Source organism: Hafnia paralvei, assembly GCF_020150375.1.
Classification (GTDB): Bacteria; Pseudomonadota; Gammaproteobacteria; order Enterobacterales; family Enterobacteriaceae; genus Hafnia; species Hafnia paralvei.
In genome coordinates, this window is the sequence record NZ_CP083737.1 from 3,036,644 (window position 1) to 3,055,661 (window position 19,018).

The window sequence follows — 19,018 nt, forward strand, 5'->3', positions numbered from 1 at the left end:
AGCCGTGATGGCGACCCAACGTATTATCATCGGCATAAGTGGAGCCTCCGGTTTTCAATATGGCGTTAAAGCCCTAGAGCTACTGAAAGATCGAGAAGATTTGGAGGTACATCTGGTGATATCCAAAGGCGCAGAGAAAACCTGTGAGCTAGAAACCGATTACGTTTTGGATGAAGTGATGGCATTGGCTGATGTTGTGCACCCAGTCACGCATCTGGGCGCGTCGATTTCCAGCGGTTCCTTTCGCACACTCGGTATGTTGGTCGCTCCCTGCTCCATGCGTAGCCTCGCGTCGATCGCTCACTGTATGACGGATAATCTGCTGACCCGCGCCGCCGACGTTGTGCTTAAAGAACGGCGTCGGTTGGTATTATTGGCGAGAGAAACACCGCTCAATCTTGGCCACTTACGTAATATGCAGCTAGTGACTGAAATGGGAGGAATCATCTTCCCGCCAGTACCCGCGTTGTATCAGCGGCCTCACGGCGTGGATGAAATTATCAGCCACAGCGTTGCACGGGCGCTCGACCTATTTGGCATTGAACTGAATAAAATCCCGCGCTGGGGCGAAGGCAAACTCCAACATTTAGCATGATTGGGTTAAGGAATTGATTTAAGAAAGGAAAACTCGATGTTGATTGGACCTTATGTAAACGGAGCTGCGGTGATCGTAGGCGGACTCATTGGCGCTTTGGCAGGTCATAAAATTCCACTACGGGTTAAAACCGCGCTTCCCCTCACCTTTGGACTTTGTTCTGTAGGTTTGGGGATTAATTTAGTTATTAAGGTGAAGTACATGCCAGCCGTTGTTTTGGCAATGGTGTTGGGCGCCGTAATCGGCGAGCTCATTTTTCTCGAAAAAGGGATTGGTAAAGCGGCAGGATCTACCCGAGGGGTCGTCAATAAATATCTCCCTCGCGTTCATGGCTTATCGCATGAAGAGTTCACCGAGAAGTTTGTTGCCATCTTGGTGCTTTTTTGTGCCAGCGGAACCGGTATCTTCGGCGCAATGCATGAGGGAATGACCGGCGATCCTTCGATTCTGTATATCAAAACCGTATTGGATCTGTTTACCGCCGGTATTTTTGCCACCATGTTGGGCTATGCCGTGATGACCATCGGGATTCCGCTCATCATCATTCAAGTGGCACTTGCTATGTTAGCGGTGTTTATCCTGCCCATGGTGACACCAGAAATGATGGCTGATTTCTCCTGCGCTGGCGGACTTATCATGATTGCAACAGGGCTACGCATCTGCAATATAAAACCGTTCCCTGTCGCCAATATGCTGCCGGGCTTGATCTTAGTGATGCCTTTTTCTTGGCTTTGGATGACGTTAGTGGTTTAAATTAAAAAAAGGCCGGTAAATACCGGCCTTCGTTATTACGATGCATAGCGGCTTTAACGACTACCTTTTACGCATGAACAGTTCTCGGCGAGATACGCTGACAGGCGTTGCCTGATCCTGCACCGGCAACGATAGCAGCATCTTCAGCGTATCACTGGCTAATGCTTCGCCTTCTGCGGCACTGATATGTGACTCTATCGGCGACATCAAGGAACAGGAGAGTAATTGTCCAGTTTGTGGCAGTTCTCCCACCATAAACGTCATATCACCACGCGGTAGTGAAAGCGCGATACGCTCGCCTAATGCACGCCGTGGCCAAACCTGATCGGGTCCAGGTAAAATCACCACGCTAAGCATCCACGGCGTTAATACCGTTCCCAGCCACTGGCCTTCATACTCTTGCATCTCTACCTTAATCGGCATTTCAGCGCGATAAAACGGTAGATTCGCCATCTCTTGCTGTGCTATGTGCTGATACTGTTCAATCAGCAGTTTTGTGGGATTGTGTTCAAATCCCCAAAACTCATCTGCACCAATCGCATCAGTCATAGGATTAGCAGTCATGCGACACTCCTCTGTGCTCTAACGTGCAGCCATCTTCGCGCAGGATCTGAATAATACGATCCATCGCAATCGGCACCGCGGCGTCAATCGTCGGAGTCATGCCGATGTACGGCTCAAGCGACTGTGGTACGACACCCACCAGTGTGAGACGCTTTGGAAACTCATCGGTCAGATGCAGTGCCGAAAGCACATCGCATAATCCCAACTGATGCGGCGAAATTTTCCGGCTGAAAAAAGCGGGAACTTCATCGTCATGTAGCGTAATCACGCTGCCGGGGGCGGCATCGCTCAGCACCGCATCGGCCACGATCAAATGATCGCGGCTCGCCATGTACTCCATCAGCTCCATGCCAGCCGTGCCGCCATCCATCAACTCAACGCCTTCTGGAAAACGGTAATCCTGCTCTAAACGTTCAACGATGCGTACACCCACCGCTTCGTCGCTGAGCAACAGGTTACCGATGCCTAAGACCAGCGTATTCATTACAACACCTTAACCTTGGTGACTTCGCCACCGCGCGTATCAACCACATGAACCGCACAGGACATACAAGGGTCAAAGGAGTGAACGGTACGCACAACTTCCAGCGGTTTTTCAATATCCGCAATAGGAGTGCCGATCAAGGCCTGTTCATAAGGTCCCGGTTCATCGTTGGTATTACGCGGGCCGGAGTTCCATGTTGACGGTACCACCGCCTGATAGTTCTCGATTTTGCCGCCTTTGATAACGATCCAATGCGAAAGCATACCGCGTGGAGCCTCTTCAAAGCCTACGCCGCGATACTCTTTATCGGCCAAAATTTCTGGTTTGATAAAGGCCACGTGATCGCCTTTACCAATGTTATCGATCAGCGCCTGCCACTGTTGTAACAGAGTATCTTTCAGCACACAGCAGCGTACCGCACGGCCAATAATGCGTCCCATGGTGGAATGTAGTTGTTCAGTTTGCAGGGCTTTACCGTTCAGCGTTGTGTAAAGTCCGTTAACCTCATTGAAGTGTTTAACGGTATCTGGGTGCTTCGCCGCCAGTTTAACCAGCAGATCGGCCAACGGTCCAACCTCAACTACTTTACCGTAGAAGGTGGGGGATTTAACCCACGAGTACTTACCTTCATCCTGCCAGCCAGTGTAGTTCGGTTCAGTTTTGCCTTCCCACGGTTTTAAGATGGCATCATCTTTGTACCATGAATGTTTGCAGCTTTCGGCAATTCCGTCGATCAGCCATTCATCTTTGTGGCTCGTGATCGGACGGTAGTTGCCCATATCACCATTTTCGATATAGCCCCCCGGAAGCAGGAAGCTACCCCCTTTGGCATCGGTGGGCAGTTCAGGCACGCTTAGATAATGCTTTGCTCCCTCGCCCAACGAGAGCCACTCAGGATAGTTAGCTGCGATGATGGCCGCATCAACTTTGTAAACCTGCTCGATGAACTCACCCAAACGCTCAATGAACATTTTCACGTACATCAAGCGCTCAAGGTTCAGCACGCTCGGCGCATCCAAATTGATTGGGTTAGCGACGCCGCCCACAGCCAGATTCTGAATGTGCGGAGATTTACCGCCTAAAATCGCGACCACACGGTTAGCATCACGCTGACACTCTAGCGCTTGCAGATAGTGGGCAACCGCAATCAGGTTCACCTCTGGCGATAGCTTCATCGCTTTGTGACCCCAATAGCCGTTCGCAAAAATCCCTAACTGGCCGCTAGCAACCAGATCGCGAATTTTCTGCTGCACCTTGGCAAACTCTTCCGAGCTGTTAAGCGACCAGCTAGAAACGCCTTTCAGCATCGCTTCGCATTTTTTCGGATCGGCATTTAGCGCGGCGGTGATATCTACCCAATCCAGCGCAGAAAGTTGATAGAAATGCACGATGTGGTCGTGGATGCTATGTGCCGCCACGATCAGGTTACGAATATATTGTGCGTTGACCGGTACCTCGGCACCAATCGCATTTTCTACCGCACGTACCGATGCAATGGCATGAATCGTGGTACATACGCCGCAAATGCGCTGGACAATCATCCACGCATCGCGCGGATCGTTACCTTTTACAATCTCTTCCATCCCGCGCCACATGGTGCCAGACGACCAAGCCTTGGTTACCTTGCCGTTTTCAATTTCGCAGTCAATGCGCAGATGGCCCTCGATACGGGTGATCGGGTCGATAGTGATACGTTGGCTCATACTTTAGCTTTCCCTCGGGCCTGATAATCTTTATGTACACGTTCAAGCGATGGCAATACCGGTAAAACCCGGATTAGCAACAAATAGGCACAGACTTCAATCGCCACAAAGCCGACCGAAATCAGAATTTCTTCTGACGTTGGGAAATAGTGATAACCATTACCCGGATTGAATGCCAGTAACGAATAGTTCATGCGCCACAGCGCAGCTCCCAGCAGCATGCTTAATGCGCCAAGGAATAACATACGCGAATCACGACGGAATCTATCCCAATGGAACACCAGCAGTGGGAACAACATCAGACCAATTTCACACCAGAAAGAAATAGAGTAACGATTCCACTGTGAGAGGTATTCTGATTTGTCACGCAGCACGATTTCAGCAAAGCGTAGCGCTACAAACAGGATCAGGAAGATATCGATAACCTGTGTTAAGCGATAAAACAGAGGTTTTTCGTTAGGCCCTTTTCCCGCCAGCCCCGCCTGTACCAGTGAGCCTTCAAACACCACAATCGAAAAGCCCATAATAAAGGCCGTTAGCAGTGAGAAGACCGGCAGCAGCTCATAGCTTTGCCACAGCGGGTGGATTTTATTCCCCGCCGCAATCATCAGCGATCCCATCGAGGATTGGTGCATGGTTGGCAACAGTGCGCCTAAAGCCAGAATGAAGAACATGATTTTATTCAGCCACTTCATTGGCACTTTCCAGCCAAATTTCTCCAACACAACGGGGGCAAATTCCAGCGCCATTACACCGATATACACCGTCATACATACCGCGGTTTCAAACAGCACTGAGGACGTATTGAAATGACCCGGCAAATAAAAATATGGCAGGTTCCAATAACGTCCGACGTCGATGGTGATGGATAAGCCACCCAGCGAATAACCGAACAAACTCGCCAACAATGCAGGACGTACTAGCGGGTGATATTCACCACGGTTAAAGACATATACCGCCCACGCCAGTGCCCAACCACCACAGGCAAAACCGGTACCGATTAACAGGTCAAACGAGATCCACAAGCCCCATGGATAGCCTCCGTTCAGATCGGCAACGGAGCCGATCCCGAAGATCAATCGTTTAAGGATGAAAATACCGCACAGCACCACGAAGGGTGCCATCACCATTACCGGCCAACTCACTAAACGGCCGCCTAACGGACTGGCCTTATGTTCACTCATTGTCATCATCTCCGTCATGGTGATTTTTGGTGTTACGACGAATCAATACTGACAGACCCGTCAGAACCACCAGCGGCAAGATCATGCCTTTGTATACGGTATGCTGAATGTGCTCGGAGCGCGCACCGGTAGAGAGTTCAGCCAGTTTTGGCATGCCCAGATTTTCGTATGGCACACCGGCCAACACTAATACCTGCGTCCCACCGCCCTCTTTTTCGCCATAAACATAAGGCTGATAGTTGGCAAGCGGGTGCAAATAGTTATCACCACCGGTCAATGTCTGACGCGGATAGGCATATTCCATACCGGGTTTTGCCGCTAAACGTTTTTTAGCTTCGGCTAATAAATCCTCACGGGTACCGAAAATCACTGCTCCGGTTGGACAGACTTCAACACAGCCCGGCAGTTGGCCTTTGGTAATGCGTTCTAGCCCTTTTTGATCGCACAGCTGACACTTATGAATCTCACCAAACGAGTTGTGATAATCATATTTTGGTACGTCAAATGGACAGCCAACCATGCAGTAACGGCAGCCCGTACAGACATCAGGGTCGTAGTGCACAATGCCCGTTTTGGGATCTTTTCTTAACGCCTGCACCGGACACACCGACACGCAGTTAGCATCAACGCAATGCATGCACTGTTTTTTAATGTAGGCATAGCCGTTTTCGACCTGGTCTTTATTCACGCCAGAACCATCACTCCATACCTGAATAATGTTATTGGTATAGGGTGTTAGTTTGTCGTTGTCAGACCACGTTTGTGGGCCGTTTGGGTTGATCTGGTTTTTATTCAAGCGCTGACATTCCGCCACGCAGGCCTGACAGCCTACGCATAGCGTTGAGTCATACAGCATGCCAACTGCACCTGGGATGGGCGGTTTGTTCTCCACCGCATGCGCAGTACCTGATGTCACCGTACCTGCAGCCAGCGCTCCGGCAGAGGCAAACTTAATAAAATTTCTTCTGTTCACGGTTATTCCCCCCGTGAATCATGGTGCTCAGAGTGACTTTTCTCTGCGTTTTTGCGCTCGGACTCGTGGCGCTTTTGCTGGCGGCCAAGCTCACGCACCGTCATCAAGCTAACCCCAATCAATATCCCTAAGGCACCGCCGATGAGGCCAGTAGCCGTTGGAGAAATATGCCCACCCTCACGGTTATCTACAGCAGGTTTATCCACGCGCGGCGTCGGATTCTCTACATTCGCTAGCTGGAAAATGCCTTTGGTAAAACCCACACCCTGCTCATTACAGCCGTAACAAGGATGACCGATACCCACTGGCCAAATCCCGCCGCCAATATCGCAGAACTCCAACGTTGAGCAGTTACCGTAAGTTTCTGGCCCTTTACAGCCAAGGTGATACAAACACCAGCCTTGACGGTGGCCGTAATCGCCAAACTCTTTGGCAAAACGACCCGCGTCAAAGTGCGGACGACGTTCGCAGTTCTCGTGAATCAAACGTTCATAGGCAAACAGGGGACGATGTTTGCTATCCAGAGCGGGCAGTTTGCCGTAGGTGATGTAATACACCACGGTAGTTAGGAAGTTATGTGGGTTAGGAGGACAACCTGGGATATTGATCACCGGTTTGCCGATAGCCTCTTCAAGACTCACCGCACCGGTTGGGTTACCGCCAGTGGCAGGAACACCGCCCCATGCAGCGCAAGATCCAATAGCAATGACTGCCGCCGCATCAGCCGCCGCTCGGCGAATATGATCGACAATAGGTTCGCCCGCGACCATGCAATACACGCCGCCGTCTTTTAATGGGATAGACCCATCGACGACCAGCACATATTTGCCTTTGTAACGCTTCATCGCGTTATGCTTATTTTCTTCGGCTTGATGACCAAACGCTGCGGATAATACCTCGTGATATTCGAGCGAAATGGTATTTAGGATCAGATTTTCAATCGTTGGATGCGTTGCCCGCAACAACGATTCGGTACAGCCAGTGCATTCTTGAGCACCTATCCAGATGACAGGTGGTCTCTGTGGGTCGGTAATTGCCGCAGCCATTTCAGCCGCCGCATTGGAACTTAGCCCTAGTGTGGCGGCCATACCCGCGCACAACTTCATGAAGTCACGACGGTTCACACCGTGTGCGGATAGAAAGTTATCCTCAGCCATTCGTAGTATTCCTTAGATGCGCATTCGTCTGGCGGAATGCTTAGGTGGGCAAATGCTAAGGATTAACCCTACTAGTTGTGGTTGATCTTTATCAAGTTGAGAAGGATTAGCTTAACGTCAACACGAATTATGTGAATAAAACCGATTCAGCGGAAATTAAATAGCATAAATATTCCGCAATTTTTATTATCCCGAGTGTTGAAATAATTATATTGATTACTGTTATATGATTTTTCTTATTGGATAGATGCGTTCTAAATGAGAGTGGTTTTTATTAAAAATAAAAAATAGAATTAAATAAATTAAATTCATTTAAATTTTTAGTTAAATATTAAAGGTTATTGGAGATATAGAGAGGTTATCAATATTAGGGGTGGGTTGTGGGATTTAGTGTGAGGTTCAGCCTGTCTATCGTTGATGGAACTGTTGTGTAATATTTCGTTCGCCTATCATCTATGTCACCGTTGTTTAAGGTTCCGCCCGCCTGTTCATATCGAGCTTCATTGATACCCTAGTGAAGGCGTACGGGCAGAGACCACTAGCGCGTGGTCTCTGCACTCGCGCGCTTTTATCCGAGACGCCATCTCCGCTACGGTTTGGTATCGCCCATCCAGGGCGCCCCAAACTCCGTCACGACATCCCTGTCGTGCCGGCTCTCCCTACGAATGCTTAAACTAAAAACCGTCCACGCTTTTTGTTTTGATTTTGACCTTTCCGGCACGTTGTTCTTCAGCCGAAGGGAGGAATGAAGGCTAGGATTCGCCGACAGGGATGTCGGCGAAAGAACGGAGGAGCCAGGATGGCGATTGCCGTTCGTTCCGTTAAAGCCGGAATGACGAGATTCGGGTACCTGCGAAGCAGGCTGAAGGACGGTGCCAAGCTGGGGTGTTGGGGGGCAGCGATTGGCCCCCCAACTCGGACGCCTGCACGGAGTGCATGTATATTTCGGTGTATTAGGCGTACGAAACCTAACGCCAAACAACATCAACAACAGGCATACGAACTCTCCCCCCTATATTAGCGAGCATGCTCTCATACCCCCACCTGATAACGATCCCCCTCCACCCCATCTACATACAACTGACGTGTTTCCCCTGCCGGCAGACGAAGGGTGATTTCCTTCCACGCAGGTCGGAAATCTCCTTTACGCGTGAAGTTAACGTCAATTCGCTGATTATCCGCCGTGATTTCCCAATTTAGCCACAGTGCATGACCTTCTCGCCAAGCATGGGTTTCACCGTCATCTTCAAACAGTAGTCCTTTGTCTTTGCCTTTGCCCATCGGTGGAAACAGCAACAGTTCGCGTGAATCATCAGCGGAAGAGTCAACAAATGCGGTGCGTCCTGATATTGGTAACATTGCCCCCGCACGAACCATCAGCGGAAGACGTTCTAACGGAGCGTCGACGGTAATCGTCTGCCCGCCGCTGAACCACTGGCCAGTGTAGAAATCATACCAACCGCTTTCATTGGCTGGTAGGTAAACATCACGCAGACGCTGCCCCTGCTCTACTACGCTGGCGACCAATAGGTCTTTACCCAGCATAAAATCATCGGTTTCTGCAAAGGTTGCGGCATCATTTTCATGGTCGAGGAACGTTGGACGCAGCATTGGCTCATCGTTCTCACAGGCCTGCCACAGCAGATTGTAGAAATAAGGTAATAGACGATAGCGCAATACAATGGCATCACGGATCGCAGGGGTTACCGCTGGGTACATCCAAGGTTCGTTGACGGTGTGATCATCATTCCACGAATGGATGGTAAAGCGTGGGTGCATCACGCCATTCTGAACCCAGCGCACAAATAGCTCGGCATCTGGTTTGTCGCCAGAGAACCCGCCGACGTCATGCCCCACATTATATAGACCTGACAAACTCATCCCTACCCCCATCCGAGTGTTGTAGCGCAAAGTCTGCCAACTGGTCCGATTATCGCCGCTCCAGGTTTGCACATAGCGCTGCATACCGGCACAACCAGAACGAGAAATAAGATATGGACGTTGCTGCGGTGCAAAACGTTGCTGAGCTTCTAAGGAAGCACGCATCATCAGCAACGGCATTACTGGGCGGATCTGCTTGATGGCAATTTCCTCACCAAAACCATGGCAGCGTGCCTCACCGTCCCAGACTTCATATTCGTTGTTGTCGTTCCACGTAGAATCAATGCCCATCTCTAACAACTGCTGGGTGACATTATCCTGCCACCACTTCACCGTTGCTGGATTGGTGAAATCAAGGTGCGAACCTTCATCATCCCAAAACACTGAGCGCTCTGCGTTATCGGATTCGGAATCACGGATAAACAGCCCCTTCTGTGCCACTTCCTGATACTTAGGATGATCCTGTAACAAGCAAGGTTTGATGTTCGCCGCCAGTTTTAGCCCTGCGTCGTGGAATGCCTGCGACATCACTTTTGGCTGCGGAACTTTGTCGTAGTTCCAATTAAAGACATATCGCTTATGGTTAATCGACGTGTAACCGGAGGATAACTGGAATGAGTCACACGGAATATCGTGTTCACGGCACAGCTCGATGAATTTCATCAGCTGATTTTGTGCGTCCGGCGCATCGGTATAATGCATGGTTGAACCGCTATAGCCGAGACTCCATTTTGGCCCAAACAGCGTCTTACCGGTCAAGCGAACAAAAGCTTTGGTGACATCCAGTACTTTCGGCCCAACGAAGATGTAGTAATCCAAATCACCTGCTTCGGCCTGATAGCGACGGTAGGCCAGATGGTAGTTATCGAGCTCATTCCCCAAATCCAGCATGGTGCTGCTGAGGTTGTCATAAAACAGGCCAAAACTGACATCATCTCTGTGAGTAATCGTAAACGGAATATGCTTGTAGAGTGGATCGGTTGAAGCCGCGTTATAGCCCATCGCGTCCAAATTACGCATTTCATAACGACCGCCGGTACGATTAAGATCGCCTGCTTTTTCGCCTAGGCCATAATAGCTCTCTGTCGGAAATCGACGTTGATAATGGGCTACGCCATCGCCGTGCGCATTCAGCAAATAGGCGCTGGTTGGACGATCGGCAGCGAGTAGCTGCCATTCTCCCGCCTCATTGCGGTATTCCCATTGCAGCCATAGAGGCTGATTGACGCTAACTCGCATGCGGTCAGTGCTAATACGCAGACCGTTATTAGTTTGCTCCAGCTCAAACGCCGGTAACGTAAATCCTTCGGTGCTTTCACGATCGCGCCCTTCCCAAGGTACATCAGCCTGCGGCGCAATACTCCAAGTACGGTTCAGCGCTAGCTCACCGCGCTGTTTGATCAACACACGGAATAGCCCAGACTCCAGAACGTAAATACGGAACAGATGCTGATCGTCAACTTTAAGCTCAACGTGATCGGCAGCTTGATGATTCAGAACCCAGTTTTTCAACGTTTTCATGATAGTACTCGTCTAAAATAGATAAAAAATAATCATGCCTGATGCGTCTTCTGACGACGCTCGGCAATAAATGCGATCAGGAATACCGCGCCAATCAGGTCAAAAAAGCCCATCGCGATAAACAGCGGGTTGTAGCCAATTTTATCGGCGGTCACACCGATCAACAGAGAGAACAAGAAACTGGCGATCCACGCAAAGGAGCCGCGCATTCCGTTAACCGTTGCCATTTGACCTTTATCGAAGGACTCAACCACGAGTGCGCTCAACATGCAGGAGATCACCTGATGGCCAAAGCCACCTACTGAAATCAATGCAATGGTGATGTAGGGGTCTTGAGTGATGGCGACCAGTGCCAAAGAGAGCATCAAAAATGCACCGGTGACCGAGCTTGCAACAATAGAATTAACGCGTGAGGTACCAAATAGTTTGGCGTAGATTCGGGTTAAATACCCACTGGCCACGCTGCCCAAGTCAGCAGCCAAGAACGGCAACCAAGCAAACATAGCAATCTGCTTTAGATCCATGCCACGCTCATTAGCTAAATAAAGCGGTACCCAGAAACTGAGTACTGCCCACGCAGGCTCGGCCATAAAGGCTGGGAGCGCAATACCATAGAAACGCTTGTTTTTAGAAACCGTTGCTAACGCCTTGAAGAAAGGCAGCTTCACCGGCGCCGGTTCATTATCCTGCTTGATATATTGCAGTTCGGATGAGCTTAGATTCGGATGTTTATCTGGGTTATGGTAAAACAACCACCATAGGATCACCCACAACATGGCCAGTACGCCCGAGAACATGAATGCCCCCTGCCAGCCAAATGAAGCATGAGCAATAACGATAATCGGCGGTGCCAGCATTGCACCAATAGAAAAACCGACACCGGCCCAACCTGCAGCAATCGGACGTTCCTTTTTCGGAAACCACTCGCCGATGGTTTTCGCATTAGCCGGCGTCGCAGCAGCCTCAGCGCCCCCCATGAAGAAACGCAAAATGGCTAATTGCATCCAACTGCCCGCACCTGCATGCAACATGCACATTAATGCCCAAATACCTGCGCATATCAAAAAGCCGAGCTTCAGACCAATGACGTCAATCAGCCAACCGCATAACGGCTGAAATACGGTATAAGCAATCTGAAAAGCCCCAACAATCCACGAATATTGTTCGGTGGTCATTCCCAAACTGGTTTTGAGCTCTGGCGCTAAAATCCCCAACGAGTTACGTGTGATGTAGTTCACCGTCACACCGAGTAGAAACAGCGCCAACATCCACCAGCGCAAATTCTTGATCTTACGCTTTCCCTTTACAGCTACAGCGGGTTGATTCATATCAAGACTCATCGTGATCCCCTGATCGCGGTAGCAACAAACACTCGTCTGACACATTATTGGTATATCAGGTTTTATAACGTGTCCAACCAATGATTTTATTGCTGACTTTGACTATCCGATTGATTTTAATTTGATTGTTTTAATTTATCGGCCAAAACACAGCATGAAATTGGTCGACCAATTGAGAGTAAAGAAGTTAAAAACGTGGGGATACGCACTTTTTTGCAAAGATTTTCATGAGAATCTTAAAAACGATTATTTTCAGTCAAAAAAACCCGTTAAATGGCGATTATTGGCTTATGAAAATTTTGTCATTTTCGAATTTGAACGAGATCACAAAATGAACGGAAAGCTAAAAATAAGGGAAATAGCTGCCCAAACAGGATTATCTATCAGCACGGTTTCACGCGTGTTATCGGGAAAGTCAAACACCAGTGAGTCTGCCAAACAGCAGATTTTAGCCGCGGCTCGTCAGCATGGGGTGCTTGATGATATATCGACAGGCAGAATGCTGCTTAACGGCTTAGTCGTTTTTGCTCCTCAACGGGCTTTTGATGTGCGGTCTGACATCTTCTACTACAAGGTGATACAGGGTATTGCTCAAGCACTAGAACCTCATGAGGTGCGGTTGCGTTACTGTTCCCTAGAAGAAAATGACAATGACGTTTCTCTGTTCCTGCAAAAGATGAACGAGCCGGCAACCGAGGCTGCCATATTGATTGGGATCGACGATCCGTACATTCATTCCCTCGCAGCTGATTTAGGTAAACCCTGTATTCTGGTCAACTGTCGCGATCGCAAAATGCGTTTACCGGGCATTGCCCCCGATCATCAAATGATCGGCGCATTCTCGGCTAACTATCTCTTTGAACAAGGACACCGCCACATTCTGAGTCTGCTGTGTTTACGTCGCGACACTATGGAGCTGCGTTTGTCGGGGATCCGTGAAGCCTATCAAACGAATAACCTGCCGTTTAATGAGGAAACCGCCCTGCTCTCTACCCCGAGTTTTGGCGCTACGGACGCCGAACTTGCCGTGAAACAGTTTTTAGAGCACAGTCCTGCCGAGCATCGCCCCACGGCGATTCTGGCCGGCGGCGACTATATGGCTGTCGGTGCAGTCAATGCGTTGCTGAACGCGGGATTACGCGTGCCTCAGGACATTTCAGTCATGAGTATGGATGGGTTTAACCTGGCCGCTATCCACGATATTCCACTTACGTCAGTACATGTGCCCCGCGATGAATTGGGTGAAGAAGCCGTACGCATGCTGCAACGCCGCCTGATGCAGCCTAATACGCCGGTAGGTAACCTACTGCTCAACGGAACACTGGTCATACGTGACTCTGTGCGCCGCATCCGTACCAGCCAAAATCAGGCACTGGTACAGAAAGACAGCCTTTATGATTAACCCAACAAAACACAGTAAAATTCATGTATTAACGAATACCGCTTATGGCAAACTGCCACCACTTCCCTACGCTGCAAAAGCAGCTTACAAAAGAGAAAACTCCGCGATGAAATGGCTTTGCTCGCTCAGTCTGGTCGCAGGACTGATTGCTACTACGCTGTCTCCAGTCTATGCAGACGCAACACAACCGGCTCACCCCTTGGTGAAACCACAATCCACCCAGCAGCGTGATGCTTTTGTCACCGATCTGCTGAGCAAAATGACGCTCGATGAGAAAATTGGTCAGATGCGTCTTATCAGCGTAGGGCCAGATAATCCTAAAGAAGCCATTCGCGAAATGATTAAACAGGGTCAGGTCGGGGCGATTTTTAATACGGTGACCCGCCAAGATATTCGTAAGATGCAGGATCAGGCGATGCAGCTCAGTCGCCTGAAAATCCCTCTGTTTTTTGCCTATGACGTGGTTCATGGCCAGCGTACCGTTTTTCCGATTAGCCTAGGATTAGCATCCAGTTGGAACCGTGACGCAGTGACTACCGTAGGGCGTATTTCTGCCTATGAAGCTAGCGAAGATGGTTTAAATATGACGTGGGCGCCCATGGTGGATGTCACCCGCGATCCGCGTTGGGGGCGAACGTCTGAAGGCTTTGGCGAGGATACCTACTTGACGTCGGAGATGGGCCGCCTAATGGTAGAAGCGATGCAGGGCAACAATCCGGCGGATCGTAACTCTGTCATGACCAGCGTGAAGCATTTTGCCGCCTACGGCGCGGTAGAGGGAGGACGCGATTACAATACGGTGGACATGAGTCCGCAGCGCCTGTTCCAAGACTATATGCCACCTTATAAAGCGGCCTTAGATGCTGGCAGCGGCGGTGTGATGGTTTCATTAAACTCCATTAACGGCACGCCTGCCACGTCCAACAGTTGGTTGTTAAAAGATGTCCTACGTGATGAGTGGAATTTCAAGGGCATCACGATTAGCGATCACGGTGCAATCAAAGAATTGATTAAGCATGGTGTGGCTAGCGATCCGGAGGATGCCGTGCGCGTGGCGGTAAAATCTGGCATCGACATGAGCATGAGCGATGAGTATTACAGCAAATACCTGCCTAGCTTAGTAAAAAGCGGTCGAGTCAGCGAAAAAGAGGTTGATGATGCGGCGCGTCATGTCTTAAACGTGAAGTATGACATGGGGTTGTTTACCGATGCCTATAGTCATTTGGGGCCTGTCGGTTCAGATCCGGTTGATACTAATGCGGAAAGTCGCCTGCATCGCCCTGAGGCACGTAGCGTCGCCCGTGAAAGCATGGTGCTACTGAAAAACCGCTTAAACACCCTGCCGCTAGCTAAATCCGGCACTATTGCCCTGATCGGCCCATTGGCCGACAGCAAACGTGATGTTATGGGTAGTTGGTCTGCTGCCGGCGTCGTTGATCAATCGGTCACCGTGCTCCAAGGTCTACGCAACGCCGTGGGTGACAAAGCGCAAATCGTCTATGCCAAAGGTGCCAATGTCTCTAACGATCCGGGGATCACTGATTTCCTGAATCTGTATGAGAAAGCCGTAACCGTCGATCCGCGCTCGCCACAGGCGATGATTGACGAAGCGGTTGCCACAGCGAAAAAATCTGACGTCATCGTGGCCGTTGTCGGTGAAGCACAAGGCATGGCACATGAAGCCTCGAGCCGCAGCGATATTACTATTCCGCAAAGCCAGCGTGATCTGATTGCTGCATTGAAGCAAACGGGTAAGCCTTTGGTTCTAGTACTGATGAACGGCCGTCCACTGGCGCTTGAAAAAGAAGACCAGCAGGCCGATGCGATCTTAGAAAGCTGGTTCTCAGGCACCGAAGGGGGCAATGCAATTGCCGATGTTCTGTTTGGTGACTACAACCCATCCGGCAAACTACCGATGTCCTTCCCTCATTCAGTTGGACAAATCCCTATTTATTACAGCCATCTGAACACCGGTCGCCCTTACAACCCGGAAAAACCAGAGAAATACACCTCGCATTATTACGATGCCGCAAATGGCCCACTCTATCCGTTTGGCTATGGATTGAGCTACACCACTTTCAGCGTTTCTGACGTGAAGATGTCTAGCCCAATAATGAAACGCGATGGTTCGGTGACCGCAAGCGTGACGGTGAAAAACACCGGTAAACGTGACGGTGCGACGGTAGTTCAGCTCTATATTCAGGATAAAACCGCCACCATGAGTCGCCCCGTTAAAGAGCTGAAAGGCTTTGAGAAAGTGATGCTGAAATCTGGCGAGCAAAAAACCATTCACTTTAAGATTGATGAGAACCAACTCAAGTTCTGGAATGCTTCAATGAAATATGTGTCAGAACCAGGCAAGTTTAACGTATTTATTGGGTTAGATTCGCAGCGAGTTAATCAGGGAGAATTTGAGCTGCTGTAAAATAGAGAAAATAGCGGTGGAATGCTTGAACAAGCTTCCACCCGCTTACCGATAAAAATACCTCTGACACATAACTTGAAATAGCTTTATTCCAGCCCATAATTATATTTACCGTTAGTCGTACAGAGTTTCAGGAGATATTATGCCTGATAAGATAGCCTCTTGGCTCATCATGTTTGCGTTTAGTCTATCGTTGGCGATGCTCGCCAGCATGCTGGGAGAGAGCAACATATGGGCTATCATAAGTATCTTTACTGTAACATATTTTATTTGTGACATAATTCTTACGGTCATAGAGTAAGGATATGATGACGCTATGACCGTGAAAATAGCAAGCTCGTCATTTGAGCTAATGTGGACAATCCCCCTTATCAAACGTCAGACTAATTTGGTCAAGACCACGCATAAAGAGATACTCGACTTTCATATTGTATAACTGGATAATTGGCTGATTACACATATTTTTAAATGCTGGCAAACTAAGTCGATATATATTCAACCTAGTGAAATCTTCTTTTTTCACATCCGTTAATGTATATTCATAGGTTAATACATTATTATTACGATAAACGTCTTTTATTGTTATTTCATTATTTAGCTTTAATGGATACGAACTTTTGGTCTTCGAAATATCTTCGTCAACCGCGGCCCACTGAGCCGGTGTAATTCTTTGCATTATCCACTCAGTGCCTTTCATTATCCCCAACAAAAGAAGAAATGAGGCAACTGCGCAAGCAAACATATATTTAGTTATTTTTTTATCGTTGAATTTTTTCCCTTTACGCCAACGATGAAACTCTATCGTTCCTACGACACCATATGAGAAACACACGATTAAAACAATCAACAATATATTAAAATGATACTCCGTTTTCACATTGCCAATATAATATAATTTTGGTGCTATCGCCTGAGAAAGAATATATAACAACAACATCAATATAGCGCATGTGCGGCTGCGTCGATAAACCCCATAAGACAACAGTAAATAAATCACCACATCAATTAAATCCCACAATGGCGTTTTAAATACTATCCATTGATAAACAAAAAGACACAGTGTCAACACAAACAAAACAATTCCCGCTTGCCAGCCATTTTTTATCGCGCGATTAATTTTCTTCGGTATGATGTTAGTTTCTGCGCCAGATACTCCTTTAGAAGAATCATTTACATCATCAATCACATCCGTGTTTTCACTATTCATATATAATCAATTCCATTGATAAAAACCATAACTTCATAATATATCACCACCGGGCAACTGACTCCCCCCCATGGTGATATATTGAATTAAGCCAAACTAAACCTAATGTGCAACAATATACAACTCTTTGCTATAGATATAATCCTGCGGGTTATGGACCGGAAAACCATCCACATAAGGCTTTAACAATTTGATTAACGGTTGATAATAGATAGGGATAATCGGTGCCTGCTGATTAATTCGTAGCTCTGCCTGCGAGTATAAAACATTACGAGTCACAGGGTCGGCAACGCTCTCGGCCTGCTTTAATAACCTATCATATTCAGCATCTGACCAGTGTCCCACATTTTCGACACTGGTTGATTGCAGCGTGTTTAAAAACGTCGATGGCTCATCATAGGTGGCATCCCAAGACTGGCGCGACAACATAAAATCTCCGGCCCGACGTGCATCCAAGTATGTTTTCCACTCCATATTACGCAGCGTGACCTGAACGCCCAGCAACTTCTTCCACTCAGACGAAAGCGCAATAGCCGTTTTCTCATGCAGATCATATTTATTGTAAAACAGCTCGAATTTCAGTGGGTGTTGCTCATCATAGCCCGCTTGATGCAGTAGCCCTTTGGCTAGAATCACTCGCTGTGCTAGCGGCTCATTTAATTCATCCAGTACAGGAGGCTTAAAGCCGGTAACCTGAGGCGGAGTCAGCGTGGTTGCGGGTTCACGTAAGCCAAGCACTTTATGGGCGATAAGATCGCGGTCAACCGTCAAATAAAGCGCACGACGCACCCGCACATCATTAAACGGCGGCATCGAGGTGTTAAAATTATAATATTCGGTATTTAAACGCGGAATAATGTGTAATTCATCAGGCATTTTCTGCTGAATATCTTTAACTTGATCGGCTGGCACCCACGTTAAATCTAAATCACCTGCACGATAGCGGTTGTAGCCAGAAACCGCGTTATCAACCACTAAATACTCAACCTGTGTAAGAACAGTTTCTGCGCGATTCCAATATTGCGGATTAGGTTTCGCGACAATCTTTTCATTCACGACCCGGTTTGCCAGCACAAACGCCCCGTTAGAAATGAGGTGTTCTGGTCGAGTCCAGTCTTCGCCATATTTCTGCACTACGGTGTGTGGAACAGGGAAAGTGGTAGGCCATGCCAGCATTGAAATAAACCAAGGCGTTGGCTGCTCTAAATCAACCTGTAAAGTACGCGCATCAACCGCTTTGATGCCTAATTGCTGTGGCGATATTTTACCGCTGACAATGTGTGCAGCATTCACAACGTGCCCTGCAGCCAGATAGTCGGCGAAAGGACTCCCTGTTGCTGGGTCAACCGCACGTTGCCAAGCAAACACAAAATCCTCTGCGGTGAGCGGCGAGCCATCTGACCAACGCAAATTTTCGCGTAAGGTGAAGACAATCTGTTTACCATCGTCGCTTATTTTCCAGCTTTTAGCCTGAGCCGGTTGAACGTTTCCATTGCCATCCAGCCATACCAATCCTTCGAACAGATCGAACGCAACCTGTGCTGCGGTGTTCTCTTCGATTTTCTGCGGATCGAGCGTGCTGGGTTCGCTGTGGTTGTTGTAACGGAAAACCTGCTGAGGAGCGAGCGTTGTACCTGCTGGAATTTGTGCTGCATATAATGGTGCCACGCTTATCAGGCTGACCAGCCACAATGGCGTTAATATTTTCATGGTATACCCTTATCAGTCGTCAGTGCGGATACGTTACGCTTCAGACCATGAGATTGTTGTGTTGGATCTCGCGAATTATCTTTTTACGGTGTTGTGCTTAACGATATGATTAAAAAAAA

At 48.6% G+C, this 19,018-nt stretch carries 13 protein-coding genes and 1 pseudogene; 4 read left to right on the forward strand and 10 right to left on the reverse strand.

Annotation, left to right across the window (positions count from 1 at the left end; translation table 11 throughout):
- Positions 1-7: 7 nt before the first annotated feature.
- Both K9N75_RS14280 and K9N75_RS14285 read left to right on the forward strand, forming a co-directional pair.
- Entirely contained in the window at positions 8-595 is a 588-nt protein-coding gene (locus K9N75_RS14280; RefSeq protein WP_008813986.1) for a UbiX family flavin prenyltransferase, read from the forward strand.
- Positions 596-631: 36 nt separating this feature from the next.
- Positions 632-1,348 (forward strand): DUF554 domain-containing protein, encoded by a 717-nt coding sequence (locus tag K9N75_RS14285; protein ID WP_130974456.1) that lies wholly within the window; start codon positions 632-634, stop codon positions 1,346-1,348.
- 60 nt (positions 1,349-1,408) lie between these two features.
- Here the strand turns inward: K9N75_RS14285 and hybE are convergent, their stop codons facing one another.
- The 8 genes and pseudogenes from hybE to K9N75_RS14325 all read right to left on the reverse strand — a co-directional run bounded on the left by hybE (position 1,409) and on the right by K9N75_RS14325 (position 12,155).
- Positions 1,409-1,912: a hydrogenase-2 assembly chaperone gene (gene hybE, locus K9N75_RS14290; protein ID WP_008813996.1), complete on the reverse strand. Its 504-nt coding sequence runs from the start codon at positions 1,910-1,912 to the stop codon at positions 1,409-1,411.
- Positions 1,902-2,396, reverse strand: coding sequence for a HyaD/HybD family hydrogenase maturation endopeptidase (locus K9N75_RS14295; protein ID WP_064573395.1), 495 nt, complete (start codon positions 2,394-2,396; stop codon positions 1,902-1,904). The genes hybE and K9N75_RS14295 overlap by 11 nt, the downstream gene beginning before the upstream one ends.
- Positions 2,396-4,099, reverse strand: a complete 1,704-nt coding sequence (gene hybC, locus K9N75_RS14300; RefSeq protein WP_008813998.1) for a hydrogenase 2 large subunit — start codon at positions 4,097-4,099, stop codon at positions 2,396-2,398. The genes K9N75_RS14295 and hybC overlap by 1 nt, the downstream gene beginning before the upstream one ends.
- Positions 4,041-5,283 (reverse strand): annotated as a pseudogene (gene hybB, locus K9N75_RS14305) (Ni/Fe-hydrogenase cytochrome b subunit). Before hybB ends, hybC begins: the two are co-directional and overlap by 59 nt.
- The gene (gene hybA / locus K9N75_RS14310) at positions 5,276-6,256 is read right to left on the reverse strand and encodes a hydrogenase 2 operon protein HybA (protein WP_224451766.1); all 981 of its coding nucleotides are present in this window, start codon (positions 6,254-6,256) and stop codon (positions 5,276-5,278) included. The pseudogene hybB and the gene hybA overlap by 8 nt, the downstream one beginning before the upstream one ends.
- Before the next feature lie 2 nt (positions 6,257-6,258).
- Entirely contained in the window at positions 6,259-7,413 is a 1,155-nt protein-coding gene (hybO, locus tag K9N75_RS14315) for a hydrogenase 2 small subunit (RefSeq protein ID WP_008814001.1), read from the reverse strand.
- Positions 7,414-8,445: 1,032 nt separating this feature from the next.
- Positions 8,446-10,815 carry a glycoside hydrolase family 31 protein gene (locus tag K9N75_RS14320; protein WP_224451767.1) on the reverse strand — a complete coding sequence of 790 codons (2,370 nt, stop codon included), beginning with the start codon at positions 10,813-10,815 and terminating at the stop codon, positions 8,446-8,448.
- Between the two features lie 32 nt (positions 10,816-10,847).
- Positions 10,848-12,155 (reverse strand): MFS transporter, encoded by a 1,308-nt coding sequence (locus K9N75_RS14325; RefSeq protein ID WP_039185461.1) that lies wholly within the window; start codon positions 12,153-12,155, stop codon positions 10,848-10,850.
- A gap of 331 nt (positions 12,156-12,486) precedes the next feature.
- Here K9N75_RS14325 and K9N75_RS14330 point away from each other — a divergent pair, with 331 nt between their 5' ends.
- A complete protein-coding gene (locus tag K9N75_RS14330; protein ID WP_224451768.1) occupies positions 12,487-13,557 on the forward strand; it encodes a LacI family DNA-binding transcriptional regulator in 1,071 nt (356 codons plus the stop codon).
- 106 nt (positions 13,558-13,663) lie between these two features.
- Positions 13,664-15,982 (forward strand): beta-glucosidase BglX, encoded by a 2,319-nt coding sequence (gene bglX / locus K9N75_RS14335; protein WP_224452615.1) that lies wholly within the window; start codon positions 13,664-13,666, stop codon positions 15,980-15,982.
- 349 nt (positions 15,983-16,331) lie between these two features.
- Here the strand turns inward: bglX and K9N75_RS14340 are convergent, their stop codons facing one another.
- Together K9N75_RS14340 and K9N75_RS14345 are read right to left on the reverse strand one after the other, a co-directional pair.
- A complete protein-coding gene (locus K9N75_RS14340) occupies positions 16,332-17,189 on the reverse strand; it encodes a hypothetical protein (RefSeq protein WP_224451769.1) in 858 nt (285 codons plus the stop codon).
- Between the two features lie 102 nt (positions 17,190-17,291).
- Positions 17,292-18,899 (reverse strand): ABC transporter substrate-binding protein, encoded by a 1,608-nt coding sequence (locus tag K9N75_RS14345; RefSeq protein WP_224451770.1) that lies wholly within the window; start codon positions 18,897-18,899, stop codon positions 17,292-17,294.
- Positions 18,900-19,018: the final 119 nt, after the last annotated feature.